Annotated in this window: 10 protein-coding genes; 7 read left to right on the forward strand and 3 right to left on the reverse strand. The window is 68.9% G+C overall.

Annotation, left to right across the window (positions count from 1 at the left end; all coding sequences use genetic code 11):
- From ACZ562_RS32415 to ACZ562_RS32445, 7 genes are all read left to right on the forward strand, one after another.
- Positions 1-942 (forward strand): DnaJ C-terminal domain-containing protein, encoded by a 942-nt coding sequence (locus tag ACZ562_RS32415; protein ID WP_471186526.1) that lies wholly within the window; start codon positions 1-3, stop codon positions 940-942.
- Positions 939-1,346, forward strand: a complete 408-nt coding sequence (locus ACZ562_RS32420) for a chaperone modulator CbpM (RefSeq protein ID WP_471186529.1) — start codon at positions 939-941, stop codon at positions 1,344-1,346. Before ACZ562_RS32415 ends, ACZ562_RS32420 begins: the two co-directional genes overlap by 4 nt.
- The gene (clpB, locus tag ACZ562_RS32425; RefSeq protein ID WP_471186532.1) at positions 1,337-3,976 is read left to right on the forward strand and encodes an ATP-dependent chaperone ClpB; all 2,640 of its coding nucleotides are present in this window, start codon (positions 1,337-1,339) and stop codon (positions 3,974-3,976) included. Before ACZ562_RS32420 ends, clpB begins: the two co-directional genes overlap by 10 nt.
- Complete coding sequence (gene trxA, locus ACZ562_RS32430) at positions 3,973-4,431, forward strand: thioredoxin (protein WP_471186535.1); 459 nt, start codon at positions 3,973-3,975, stop codon at positions 4,429-4,431. Before clpB ends, trxA begins: the two co-directional genes overlap by 4 nt.
- Positions 4,432-4,437: 6 nt before the next feature.
- Positions 4,438-4,698, forward strand: coding sequence for a UBP-type zinc finger domain-containing protein (locus ACZ562_RS32435; RefSeq protein WP_471186538.1), 261 nt, complete (start codon positions 4,438-4,440; stop codon positions 4,696-4,698).
- Complete coding sequence (locus ACZ562_RS32440) at positions 4,698-6,479, forward strand: FAD-dependent oxidoreductase (protein ID WP_471186541.1); 1,782 nt, start codon at positions 4,698-4,700, stop codon at positions 6,477-6,479. Before ACZ562_RS32435 ends, ACZ562_RS32440 begins: the two co-directional genes overlap by 1 nt.
- 69 nt (positions 6,480-6,548) lie before the next feature.
- The gene (locus ACZ562_RS32445) at positions 6,549-7,049 is read left to right on the forward strand and encodes a tetratricopeptide repeat protein (RefSeq protein ID WP_471186544.1); all 501 of its coding nucleotides are present in this window, start codon (positions 6,549-6,551) and stop codon (positions 7,047-7,049) included.
- A gap of 294 nt (positions 7,050-7,343) precedes the next feature.
- Here the strand turns inward: ACZ562_RS32445 and ACZ562_RS32450 are convergent, their stop codons facing one another.
- From ACZ562_RS32450 to htpG, 3 genes are all read right to left on the reverse strand, one after another.
- Positions 7,344-9,554: a WD40 repeat domain-containing serine/threonine protein kinase gene (locus tag ACZ562_RS32450; protein ID WP_471186547.1), complete on the reverse strand. Its 2,211-nt coding sequence runs from the start codon at positions 9,552-9,554 to the stop codon at positions 7,344-7,346.
- A 44-nt stretch (positions 9,555-9,598) separates the two neighbouring features.
- A complete protein-coding gene (locus tag ACZ562_RS32455; protein ID WP_471186550.1) occupies positions 9,599-10,156 on the reverse strand; it encodes a hypothetical protein in 558 nt (185 codons plus the stop codon).
- A 707-nt stretch (positions 10,157-10,863) separates the two neighbouring features.
- Positions 10,864-12,774, reverse strand: a complete 1,911-nt coding sequence (gene htpG / locus ACZ562_RS32460; protein ID WP_471186553.1) for a molecular chaperone HtpG — start codon at positions 12,772-12,774, stop codon at positions 10,864-10,866.
- Positions 12,775-12,855: the final 81 nt, after the last annotated feature.

Raw genomic sequence — 12,855 nt, forward strand, 5'->3', positions numbered from 1 at the left:
ATGGCACAGGACTTCTACGAGGTGCTGGGCGTGTCGCGGACCGCGAGCCAGGACGAGATCCAGCAGGCATATCGCAAGCTCGCCCGCAAGTACCACCCCGACGTCAACAAGGACCCCGGGGCGGAGGAACGCTTCAAGGACCTCAACGAGGCATACAGCGTCCTGTCGGACCCGAAGACACGGGCCCGTTACGACCGCTTCGGCGAGGATTTCCGTAAGATCCCGGAGGACTTCGACGAACGGGTCGCGGCGGGAGCGGGCGGCGGCTTCCGCGGTGGGAGGACCGCAGGCGGGGGCGGTCCGCGCGTCCGGTACGCCACCGGCTTCGGAGCGGAGGGCATCGACATCGAGGACCTGCTCGGCTCCATGTTCGGAGCGGGCGCCGCCCCAGGCGGCATCCCCGGAGCGGACCAGGAGGCCGAGCTGCCGCTCACCGTCGAGGAGGCGTACCGAGGCGGCCGTCGCACCGTCACGCTCGCCGGTCCCACCGGGCAGCCGCGGCGGTACGAGGTCGACGTGCCGCCGGGCGTCACCGCCGGGCAGCGCATCCGGCTGGCGGGCGAGGGCGGCCAGGGCAGTGGTGCCGCCCCCGCGGGCGACCTGTACCTGCGGGTGCGTATCCAGCCCCACCCCCGGTTCCGGCTGGACGGCCGCGACGTGCACGTCCAGGTCCCGGTCGCCCCCTGGGAGGCGGCCCTGGGTGCGACCGTGCCGGTGCCCACCCCCGGCGGTGGCACGGCCAAGGTCACGGTGCCCACGGGCTCGTCCAGCGGCCGGCGGCTGCGTCTGCGCGGTGAGGGCATGCCGAACCCGCGCGGCGCGAACGGCGACCTGTACGCCGAACTCCGCGTCGCGGTGCCGCCCACCCTCGGCGACCGGGAGCGCGAACTGTTCGAGGAGCTCGCTGCCACTTCCTCGTTCGACCCCAGGAGGACGCAATGAATGACCCACCCGCGGAAGCGGCAGGCATCGGCCGGGCCGGCATGGGCGCCCGTCCGGTACGGACGGGCGCCGACGTCACCGCCTCGACGGCTGTCCGGTACGCGCTCGTGCCCGCCCCCAGGCTCTCCCTGGACGCCGTGGCCCGTCGCTCGGGCCTCCACCCCGATCTGATCCGCCGGTTCGTCGCCCTCGGCCTGGTCGACGCCGAGCGCGAGGCCGCGGGGCACCTGGTGTTCGACCCCACCGCCCCGGCGGTCCTCGCCCGCATCCAGCGGCTGCGCTCCGGACTCTGCCTCAACTACGCATCCATCGGTCTGGTGCTCGACCTGCTCGACCGCATCAGCCTGCTCGAAGCCGCGCTGCGGCGTGCAGGCATGAGGAGTGATCTACCACCATGGACATGAACCGCCTGACGCAGAAGTCCCAGGAAGCCCTCCAGGAGGCCCAGACCGCGGCCGTCCGCATGGGGCAGACCGAGGTCGACGGGGAACACCTCCTGCTCGCACTTCTCGATCAGGAGGACGGTCTGATCCCGCGGTTGCTGCAACAGGCCGGCACCGAGCCGAAGGAACTGGGCGCGGCCGTGCGCGAGGAACTCTCCCGACGCCCGAAGGTCACCGGTCCCGGCGCGGCACCCGGCCAGGTCTTCGTCACTCAGCGCCTCGCCCGCCTGCTCGATGCCGCCGAACGGGAGGCCAAACGCCTCAAGGACGAGTACGTGTCCGTGGAGCACCTCCTGGCCGCCCTGGCTGAGGAGGGCTCTTCCACCGCCGCCGGGCGACTGCTCAAACAGGCCGGCGTCACCAGGGAATCGTTCCTGAGCGCGCTCACCCAGGTCCGTGGCAATCAGCGCGTCACCTCCGCCAACCCCGAAGTGGCCTACGAGGCTCTGGAGAAGTACGGCCGCGATCTCGTCGCCGAGGCCAGGGACGGCAGGCTCGACCCGGTCATCGGCCGGGACGCCGAGATCCGCCGCGTCACCCAGATCCTCAGCCGCAAGTCTAAGAACAACCCCGTCCTCATCGGCGACCCCGGCGTCGGCAAGACCGCCATCGTCGAGGGCCTCGCCCAGCGCATCGTCCGCGGCGACGTGCCCGAAGGACTACGCGACAAGATCGTGTTCGCCCTCGACATGGGCTCCCTGGTCGCCGGCGCCAAGTACCGCGGTGAGTTCGAGGAACGCCTCAAGGCCGTGCTCAGCGAGGTCAAGGCCGCCCAGGGGCGCATCTTGCTCTTCGTCGACGAACTGCACACCGTCGTCGGCGCGGGCGCCGCCGAAGGGGCCATGGACGCGGGCAACATGCTCAAGCCGATGCTCGCACGCGGCGAACTGCACATGATCGGCGCCACCACCCTCGACGAGTACCGCAAGCACATCGAGAAGGACGCCGCCCTCGAACGCCGCTTCCAGCAGGTCCTGGTCGACGAGCCGAGCGTGGAGGACACCATCTCCATCCTGCGCGGACTGCGCGAACGCCTGGAGGTCTTCCACGGCGTGAAGATCCAGGACACCGCGCTGGTCTCCGCGGCCACCCTCAGCCACCGTTACATCACCGACCGTTTCCTGCCCGACAAGGCCATCGACCTCGTCGACGAGGCATGCGCCCGGCTGCGTACCGAGATCGACTCGATGCCCGCCGAACTCGACGAGATCACCCGCCGTGTCACCCGCCTGGAGATCGAGGAGGCGGCCCTGTCCAAGGAGACCGACCCCGCCAGCAAAGCCCGCCTGGAGGAGCTGCGCAGGGAACTTGCCGACCTGCGCGGCGAGGCCGACGCCAAACACGCCCAGTGGGAGGCCGAACGGCAGGCGATCCGCCGCGTGCAGGAGCTGCGCCAGGAACTGGAGCAGGTCCGCCACGAGGCGGAGGAGGCCGAACGCGCCTACGACCTCAACCGCGCCGCCGAACTCCGCTACGGCCGCCTCCAGGACCTGGAGCGCCGACTCGCCGCAGAGGAGGAGCAACTGGCCGTCAAGCAAGGACAGGACCGGCTGCTGCGCGAGGTCGTCACCGAGGAGGAGATCGCCGAGATCGTCGCTGCCTGGACCGGCGTCCCCGTCGCCCGCCTCCAGGAGGGCGAACGCGAGAAACTGCTGCGCCTCGACGAGATCCTGCGCGAGCGCGTCATTGGCCAGGACGAGGCCGTCAAGCTCGTCGCCGACGCCATCATCCGCGCCCGCTCCGGCATCCGCGACCCTCGCCGCCCCATCGGCTCGTTCATCTTCCTCGGCCCCACCGGCGTCGGGAAGACGGAGCTGGCCAAGACCCTCGCCCGGGCCCTGTTCGACTCCGAGGAGAACATGGTCCGCCTCGACATGAGTGAGTACCAGGAGCGGCACACCGTCAGCCGGCTCATGGGCGCACCGCCCGGATACGTCGGCTACGAGGAAGGCGGCCAGCTCACCGAGGCCGTACGCCGCAAGCCGTACTCGGTCGTGCTGTTCGACGAGATCGAGAAGGCGCACACCGATGTCTTCAACACCCTGCTGCAGATCCTCGATGACGGCCGCATCACCGATGCTCAGGGCCACACCGTCGACTTCCGCAACACCGTGATCATCATGACGTCCAACATCGGCTCCGAGCACCTCCTCGACGGTGCCACCGCCGAGGGTGAGATCAAGCCGGACGCCCGCGCCCTGGTGATGGGCGAGCTGCGCGAGCACTTCCGCCCGGAGTTCCTCAACCGCGTCGACGACATCGTGCTGTTCAAGCCGCTCGGCGAGTCCCAGATCGAGCGGATCGTGGAGCTGCAGTTCGACGAATTGCGACGCCGCCTCGCCGAGCGCCGCATCACTGTCGAACTAACCGACGCGGCCCGGGAGTTGATCGCCCACCAGGGCTACGACCCGGTCTACGGTGCACGGCCGCTGCGCCGCTACATCTCCCACGAGGTCGAAACCCTCGTCGGACGGGCCCTGCTGCGCGGCGACGTCCAGGACGGCGCGACGGTGCGCGTCGACGCCGAGCACGGAGAGCTGGTGGTCACCTACGACCAGCCCGAGGACATGAAGGGAGCGAGGGCGGCATGAGTACCGTGCAAGCCACCAACGTCACCTGCCCGCACTGCGGCCGCACCAACCGGGTACCCGTGACCGCCGAGGGTCGCCCCAGGTGCGGCAACTGCAAGCAGCCTCTGCCGTGGATGGCCGACGCGGGCGACGACGACTTCACCGAAGTCGTCGAGCAGGCCACCGTGCCCGTCGTCGTCGACCTGTGGGCCACGTGGTGCGGCCCCTGCCGCATGGTGAGCCCCGCGCTGGAGAAGGTCGCCGCCGATCTCGCGGGAAAGATCAAGCTGGTCAAGGTCGACATCGACAAGAACCCGCGCCTGGCGCGGCGGTTCGAGGTCCAGGCGGTACCGACGCTGTTGGTCCTCGACAAAGGACAGACCATCGCCCGGCAGTCGGGTGCCGCACCTGCCCCTGCCCTGCGGCGGTGGGTGGAGCAGTCGATCGCGGGCCGCGAACCGGCCGGGAAAGGGTGATCGGCCATGACCGTACGGACCGACCCCCACCTCGCCCTCGTACGCCCCGTCACTCCGCGCGCCCCGGGGTGCGAGGAATGCATGGCCACGCGTTCCCCCTGGGTCCACCTCAGGCTCTGCCTGACCTGCGGCCACGTCGGCTGCTGCGATTCCTCGCCGAACCGGCACGCCCGCCGTCACGCCGCCGCCGACGGCCATCCGATCGTGGCGTCGCTGGAGCCCGGCGAGGACTGGCGGTGGTGCTTCGTCCACGAGGCGTTCGTGTGATGCCCGGCGACGAGACGCGGCCGGGCGCAGCGCCTGTGCCGGACGAGGCGGAGGAGAGCGTCCCCTTCGAGACCCCCGACATCTACGGCGCCTATCCCCGCCTGTCGGACGACCAGATGGCCCGCCTGGCGCAGCATGGCCGGAGGCGCCCGGTTGATGCCGGTGACGTGCTGATCCAGGAGGGGGAGCGGTGCGAGACGTTCTACGTCGTCCTCAGTGGCTCGGTCGCCATCGTCGAGGGCTACGGCACACCCGGCGAACGCCTGCTGCGTGTGCACGGCCCTGGCCGCTTCATCGGCGAACTCGGCCTCCTGAACGGACAGGTGGCCTTCTACACCGCCGTGGTCAGGGACCCCGGCGAGATCCTCGCCCTGTCCATGGATCAGCTGCGTGACCTGGTGACCCGGGACTCCATCCTTGGTGACGTGGTGCTGCGCGCCTGCCTGGGCCGCCGTGCTCTGCTTGTCGGGCAGGGCGCCGGTTTCCGCATCATCGGCTCGCGCTATTCGCCCGACACCCGGCGGCTGCGCGAGTTCGCGGCCCGCAACCGGCTGCCGCACCGCTGGATCGATCTGGAGACGGACGAGGAGGCCGAGGCGCTGCTGCGCCGCTTCGCGGTTGGTCCGGAGCAGACGCCGCTGGTGATCTGGCGGGACACGACCTTGCTGCGCAATCCGAGCAACGCCGAACTGGCCCGGTTCATCGGCCTGCCGACCCTGCCGTCCGGCAACGGCCGCGGCGATCTCCTGATCGTCGGCTGCGGTCCGGCCGGTCTCGCCGCTGCGGTGAACGCCGCCTCGGAGGGCCTCGGCACGACCGTGATTGAGGCGATGGCCACCGGTGGGCAGGCCGGGACGTCCTCCCGCATCGACAACTGCTTCGGCTTTCCCTCCGGCGTCTCCGGCGCCGAACTCACCGAGCGCGGGGTGCTCCAGGCGGGCAAGTTCGGCGCCCGGATCAGCGTCCCGGCGGAGGCGGCCCGGCTCGAACCGCGGGACGGCCACTACGCCGTTGGGTTCGCCGACGGCAGCGAGATCACCGCCCGTAGCGTCGTCCTGGCCACCGGTGCCCGCTACCGCCGTCTCCATGTGCCCGGCATCGAGCCGTTGGAGGGCGCGAGCGTCCACTACTCGGCGACCGTCTACGAGGCCCAGCAGTGCCGCACCGACCCGGTGGCGGTGGTCGGCGGCGGCAACTCCGCGGGCCAGGCCGTGCTCTTCCTGGCCGGGTACGCACCGCAGGTGTATCTGCTCGTCCGTGGGCCGAGCATCGAGGCGCACATGTCCCGCTACCTGATCGATCAGGTCGAGCGCCACCCGCGGGTGCGCGTGCTGCTGCACACCGAGATGACCGAGGCACTCGGCGACAAGGCGCTGGAGGCGGTCACCGTGGTCGACCACCGTACGGGCGAGCATCGCCACCTCGCGGTGCGGGCCCTGTTCGTCTTCACCGGCGCAGACCCTCACACCGATTGGCTGTCCGGCGCGCTCGCCCTCGACGCGCGCGGCTTCGTGCTCACCGGCGCGGAGGCGCAGGCGTGCTCCGTTCCCGAACTGTGGCAGAGCCAGGGCCGCGACTGCCTGACGTTGGAGACCAGCCTGCCTGGCGTCTTCGCCGCCGGCGACGTCCGCAGCGGCTCGGTGAAGCGCGTGGCCTCCGCGGTCGGCGAAGGCGCGATGAGCGTCCACTTCGTGCACCGCTACCTGGGCCACAGGGCCGCGCCCGGCGGCACCGACAGCTCCCCGCACACCCGTCCGAAGGAGTCCGCTTGGCTCGCATGACACCCAGCGGGTGACGAGATCACGAGAAGGAGGCGATGGGAATGACCACGCCCGTCCGGCGCCACCGCGGTGGCGCAATGCAGGACAGACCATGCCATCGATGTACTCACCCAAGCCCTCACCGCCTACCGGGAGTTCGGCGACCGCCACAACGAGGGAGCGACGCTGACCAACCTCGGCCTGGCTCTGCGGCAGGTGCACAGGTTCGATGAAGCCATCGACGCCCACACCCGGGCCGCCACCGCCTTCCGTGAAGTCGGCGACGGCTTCCGCGAGAACCAGGCACTGAGCACGCTCGCTGCCACCTACGAGGCCGCGGGGCACCCGGAGCGAGCCGTCCCGCTCTACCGGCAGAACCTCATGGACCGCTTGCGGGAGTTGGGCGAGGACCACCCCGGCACTCTGGCCTCCCGCAACAACCTCGCCGCCGCCTATCTGTCGGTGGGAGATCCGGGCCAGGCTGTCCCGCTGTTCGAGCGGACCCTCACCGATTGCCGGCGGGTTTTGGGCGAGGACCATCCATTGACCACAGTGGTGCGCGACAACCTGACCACAGCACGCTGCGGCTGAGCTCTGTCCCCTCGGCTCGGCGGGCCCGGCTCAGCCGGTCCAGTAACGGCGATACCCTCATCAGATCATCAGCGCCGATGGCCGCCAGCGTTACTCGACCGGGTCGTACGCACAGGCAGGAATCCCCGAACCCCTGCCCTCAGCGTGGCCGGTGCGCCAATCCCCGCCGCCCTCCCTTCACCTCGCTGCGGGACTTCTGCGCGGAAGCGCACCAGTGTGTCCGTGTCCGGCGGCAGGGTCGGCAGAGCTGTTCAAAGTGTCAACGCGCTGCTCGGTCTTCGTGCGGAAGCCCGGTCAGGGACTCCACAGCCGGATGGAGCCGTCATGGCCGCCGTCAGCCAGGGTGTTGCCGTCCGGACTGAACACGACCGCGTTCACCCAGCGGGTGCCGCCTTGGAGGGCGGCGGTGGTCTTGCCGGTCGCCGGGTTCCACAGGACGGCGCGGACCGCGCTGCCGCCGGCAAGAGTGCTGCCGTCCGGACTGAACGCAACGGAGTTGACCTGACCCCAGTCGGAGCCGCCGTGGAGGGTGGCGGTGGCTTTGCCGGTCGCCGGGTTCCACAGCCGGACCGTGCGGTCTACGCCGCCTGTGGCCAGGGTGTCGCCGTCCGGGCTGAACGCGACGGCGTTCACCCAGTCGGTGTGGCCTTTGAGGGTGGCGGTGGTCTTGCCGGTCGCCGGGTTCCACAGCCGGACCGTGCGGTCGTCACTGCCACTGGCCAGGGCCTTGCCGTCCGGGCTGAACGTGACCGTGTTCACGCCTTTGGCGTGGCCTTTGAGGGTCGCGGGTTTGCCGGTCGCCCGGTTCCAGAGTTTGATCGTGCCGTCGTCGCTGCTCGTGGCCAAGGTGCTGCCGTCCGGGCTGAACGCGACGGCGTTCACCCAGTCGCTGTGGCCTTTGAGAGTGGTGACGGGTTCGCTGGTCGCCAGGTCCCACAGGCGGACCGTGTGGTCACCGCTGACGCTGGCCAGCGTGTCACCGTCCGGGCTGAACGCGACACCCATCACGGCTGTGGCGTGGCCCTTCAAGGTGGAGATGCGTTCGCCGCTCGGCAGGTGCCACAGCAGGACGGCTCCCTCGTCAGTGCCGCAGGCCAAAGTCTTGCTGTCCGGGCTGAACGCGATTGAGTTCACCCAGGAGTCAATACCGGTGAGTCTCAACGTCAGATGCCATCGAGTATCGGTCGAGGCGGACCGCGTGAGAAAGATGCTGCTCGGAATCGCCACCGCGCCGGTGCAGCCAAGAGCGGACAGCAGAACTGTACGGCGCCGGAGGCGGTGCGGTTTGGCGGCGTCACCGTGCACGGCGGGAGGCTCTGCTGACTTGCCGTCCCGTGCCCCCTCGGAGCTTGGGGGAAAGAACGGCAGAGTAGGCCCCGGTGCCGTGCCGGCAGCAGTCGTGTGCGTAGGATGCCCACCTGTCTCCGGCGACGCCTCGTGCGCAAGGAGCTGCCGGGGGTCCTGCGGGGACCCGGGTCGGCCGGGGGCAACCGCCTCAAGTGTGGAGTGCACTGCCCCAGACCCGGGCACAGACAGCCGGGTTCTCGGTGTTCCGGGCTTGGAACAGGTGCCGGCCTGACCGACCGTGGGGACGGCGACAGGCCCCGCAGAGGCCCGTGTGCGCACCATGTGTGCCAGCGTCTCGGGCAGCCAGTCCAGCCCCCGGAGTGACACCCCACCCTGCTGGGCCGTCCGGGCAAGTCCCGTGAGGTCCGACAAGAGTTGGGGCACCGACGGCCGCAGTCCGGGTTCCTTGGCCAGACAGCGCGCCACCACGGGGCGCAGCGCTTCCGGTATGGCCTCCAGGTCCGCTTCCTCATACGCGATACGGAACAACAACGCCTGCACCGACCCGGTACCAAAAGGCCCCGCCCCTTGGGCGGCGAAAGCCAGTACCGTGCCCAGGGAGAACACATCGCTCGCCGGACCGACCGGTTTGCCGGTCAGCTGCTCTGGCGACATGAAACCCGGCGTGCCCACCACCAGACCGGTGCGCGTGAGGACACTGGCTTCGCTCGCCGTCGAGATCCCGAAATCGATCACCCGGGGCCCATCCGCGGCAAGCAGGACATTCGACGGCTTCAGATCCCGGTGGACCACTCCCGCGGCATGAATGGCTTCCAGGGCTTCGGCCAGCCCGGCGCCCAACGCCACGACGGATTCCTGGGGCAACGCCCCGCACTCGGTCACCGCATCGGCCAGGGACACCCCCGCGATGTACGCCGTGGCGAGCCACGCCGGCATGCCGTATGGATCAGCGTCGACCACGCCTGCGGTGAACAATCCGTTGACCCGGCGTGCCGCCTCCACCTCACGCGCGAACCGGCGCCGGAAGTCATGGTCGTCGGCCAAGTCCGGGCGCACCACCTTCACCGCCACCGTACGGCCGCCCCGCGAGAGTCCCAGGTACACCCGGCCCATCCCACCCGCGCCCAAGCGCGCCACGATGCGGTAGGGTCCCACCCCTCTGGGGTCCTCGGTTTCCAGGGCCGCGATCGCGTCCACTTCGTTCCCTCTGTTCTGTTCGAGCACCTAGAAGCGGCCGTGCCTCATGACTGCTTGTCAAGCACTTGCCATGGACTGAAAATTACGATCCAGTGCCCGTTGACGTAAACCAGTCCGTTGTAGGACATGCCCCACGTATCTCCCGGCTCGTTGTACTCCCAGGCGTAGATCGTCAGCCCGGGCTTCAAGTAGGCGCGTATGTTCTTGTATCCCCCGGGAAGATCAACTGCGCCCGAGCGCCATGCCTTGATGTCATCAGTGGTCGTCTTCGAGATGTTGACCTCAGTCTGCCCCGGTTTGGCCGGAAGTGAGGACGGTGGATTGGACCACAGCCTCTCGTTGTACACCTTCTCCGCCCTGGCCGCGAAGCTCTCCGTGAAAAGCGTCCGGTAGTCGGCGGTGGTCGGTTTGAGTGATCGGATGACATCCGTCGCGTCTTCGGCGCGAGTGTCCTTGAGCAATTCCCGGAGCCCTGCGTCGGTGCCGGGATATTCGGGTGCCTTGTCGGCGCTCGACGACGCCGCCTCAGGGACGTCGCTGTCCGTGCTGCATGCGCTGAGAGTCATCAGACACAGCACCGTCCACAGCGTGAGGCGCTTCAACCGTCTCTCCTTTTGTTCCTTGAGTCCACCGGCGACCTGACAGTTGGGGAAGGGACCGTCGTGACGTGGCCGCGATGCTTCCTCAGTGGCCGGGTATCACTCGGCTGCTTTGTTCCCCTGGTCGACGCGTGCCGCGACCCGGTCGGCGGGGCTGCCCTGCGCCATGGCCCGGACGCCACCGGCTCCCACGTCGTCGAAACTTGCCCATCGCCATTCCGAGGCCTCCAGGAATGTGTGGCGCGTCACCGTGAGGGTGGCGGCATCGCGGCCGTCTTCTGTCGTGACTGTCGCCCTGCAGGCGCGCACAGTTGGCAATCCTCTAACAGCGGCACGTCCTGCGGCATCAGTGGAACTACTCAAGTTTCGGTGCGTTCCGCCAATCGGCGTCGCTTCCTCACCATGAGCCCGAACTCGGCGCCGGGCATGCGTACCCGGCGTCACGGCCTGCGCGCCGACGGCAACTGACGGTCGGGTAGTTGTACTGCGGCGAGTGTGGTGGGCTGCGGGGCCATACGCTGGGCCCGCACCCTACGAGGAATGCCTGCGGCGTACTCGTGGCTGTGCCGTCATTACGCAACCGGGACAGCAACGTCGGTCTCCAAGACCACAACCGAGGTCTTGGAGACCGACGTCACGCGAGCCCACCCCTGAATTCGCCGACAGCGTCGTCTCTCCTTGGGCAGCCCGTGACACCTGGCGGAGCAGAGTTACAGCGCGCGCTCCAGACGGTCCGCCATCAGCTTGACGAACCGGGCCGGTTCCTTCGGCTGACCGCCCTCGGCGAGCACCGCCAGGCCGTGCAGGAGCTCGGCGGTCTCGGCGAGATCCGTACGGTCCTCGCGCTCCTTGTACGCCTGGTTGAGGCCCTTCACCAGGTGGTGGTCCGGGTTGAGCTCCAGGATCCGCTTGGCGCGGGGCACCTCCTGGCCCATCGCGCGGTACATGTTCTCCAGGGCCGGGCTCAGGTCGTGCGCGTCGGAGACGACGCAGGCGGGGGAGACGGTGAGGCGGGAGGACAGGCGCACTTCCTTGATGTCCTCGTCCAGCTGCTCGTTCATCCAGCCGAGCAGCTCGGCGTACTCCTCGGTGTGCTTCTCCCGCTCGCTGTCGGGGTTGTCCTCGTTCGCGGCGTCGAGGTCGATCTGGCCCTTGGCAACGGACCGCAGCTTCTTGCCCTCGTACTCGCCGACGGCGTCGGCCCACACCTCGTCGACGGCGTCGGTGAGCAGCAGCACCTCGATGCCCCGGTCCCGGAACGCCTCCATATGCGGGGAGTTCTCGATGGTCTGCCGGGACTCGCCGGTCAGGTAGTAGATGTCGTCCTGCCCGTCCTGCATCCGCTCCACATACTTCTTGAGCGTGGTCGGCTCGGTGGCGTGGTGCGTGCTCGCGAAGGACGCGACGGCGAGGATGGCGTTGCGGTTCTCCGAGTCGGTGACCAGTCCCTCCTTCAGGACTGTGCCGAACTCCCGCCAGAACGTGGCGTAGCGGTCCTGGTCCTTGGTCATCATTTCCGTGACCGTGGACAGGACCTTCTTCGTCAGCCGTCGCCGCATCATCTCGATGTGGCGGTCCTGCTGGAGGATCTCGCGGGACACATTGAGCGAGAGGTCCGCCGCATCGACGACACCCTTGACGAAGCGGAGGTACGGCGGCAGCAGCGCCTCGCAGTCGTCCATGATGAACACACGCTTGACGTACAGCTGTACGCCGCGCCTGAAGTCCCGCGTGAACAGGTCGTGGGGCGCGTGAGCGGGGAGGAACAGCAGGGCCTGGTACTCGAAGGTGCCCTCCGCCTGAAGCCGGATCGTCTCCAGCGGGTCGCGCCAATCGTGGCCGATGTGCTTGTACAGCTCGTGGTATTCGTCGTCGGACACTTCGTCGCGCGGCCGCGCCCACAGCGCCTTCATGGAGTTGAGCGTCTCGGGTCCGGGCGCCTCGTCGCTCTTGTCGGCTGCGTCGGAACCCTCGGGCACCATCCGGATGGGCCAGGTGATGAAGTCCGAGTACCGCTTGATGATCTCCCTGATCTTCCACGGGGAGGTGTAGTCGTGGAGCTGGTTCTCCGGGTCGGCCGGCTTGAGGTGGAGCGTGACCGAGGTGCCCTGCGGCGCGTCGTCGACCGTCTCCAGGGTGTACGTGCCCTCGCCGCGCGATGTCCAGCGCGTGCCCTGGCTCTCGCCCGCGCGCCGGCTTACCAGGGTGACCTCGTCCGCCACCATGAAGGCGGAGTAGAACCCGACGCCGAACTGGCCGATGAGCCCCTCCGTCCCCGCCGCGTCCTTGGCCTCTCGCAGCTCCTGGAGGAACTCCGCGGTGCCCGAGTTGGCGATCGTGCCGATGAGCCGTCCGACCTCGTCGTACGACATCCCGATGCCGTTGTCCTGCACCGTGAGGGTGCGGGCGTCCTTGGCGATGTCGATCTCGATGTGCAGATCGGACACGTCGGCGTCGAGCGAGTCGTCCCGCAGCTTCTCGAGGCGCAGCTTGTCCAGCGCGTCGGAGGCGTTGGAGACGAGCTCCCGCAAGAAGACGTCCTTGTTCGAATAGACCGAGTGGATCATCAGCTGCAGCAGCTGACGGGCCTCGACCTGAAACTCGACTGTTTCAGTCGGCATGTTCGCGAATACCTCACAGGTCCTATCGCCGGAACTGATCAAAGGCCACTGTAGACACTCCGTCAGGGCAGTGGCCGGGAT

Source organism: Streptomyces sp. NPDC040410 (assembly GCF_055595715.1).

Excerpts from the sequence above, each read along its gene's own strand:
- ACZ562_RS32420 (WP_471186529.1), top strand. The coding sequence starts at position 939 with ATGAATGACCCACCCGCGGAAGCGGCAGGCATCGGCCGGGCCGGCATG.
- ACZ562_RS32440 (WP_471186541.1), top strand. The coding sequence starts at position 4,698 with ATGCCCGGCGACGAGACGCGGCCGGGCGCAGCGCCTGTGCCGGACGAG.
- trxA (WP_471186535.1), top strand. The coding sequence starts at position 3,973 with ATGAGTACCGTGCAAGCCACCAACGTCACCTGCCCGCACTGCGGCCGC.
- htpG (WP_471186553.1), bottom strand. The coding sequence starts at position 12,774 with ATGCCGACTGAAACAGTCGAGTTTCAGGTCGAGGCCCGTCAGCTGCTG.
- clpB (WP_471186532.1), top strand. The coding sequence starts at position 1,337 with ATGGACATGAACCGCCTGACGCAGAAGTCCCAGGAAGCCCTCCAGGAG.
- ACZ562_RS32415 (WP_471186526.1), top strand. The coding sequence starts at position 1 with ATGGCACAGGACTTCTACGAGGTGCTGGGCGTGTCGCGGACCGCGAGC.
- ACZ562_RS32435 (WP_471186538.1), top strand. The coding sequence starts at position 4,438 with ATGACCGTACGGACCGACCCCCACCTCGCCCTCGTACGCCCCGTCACT.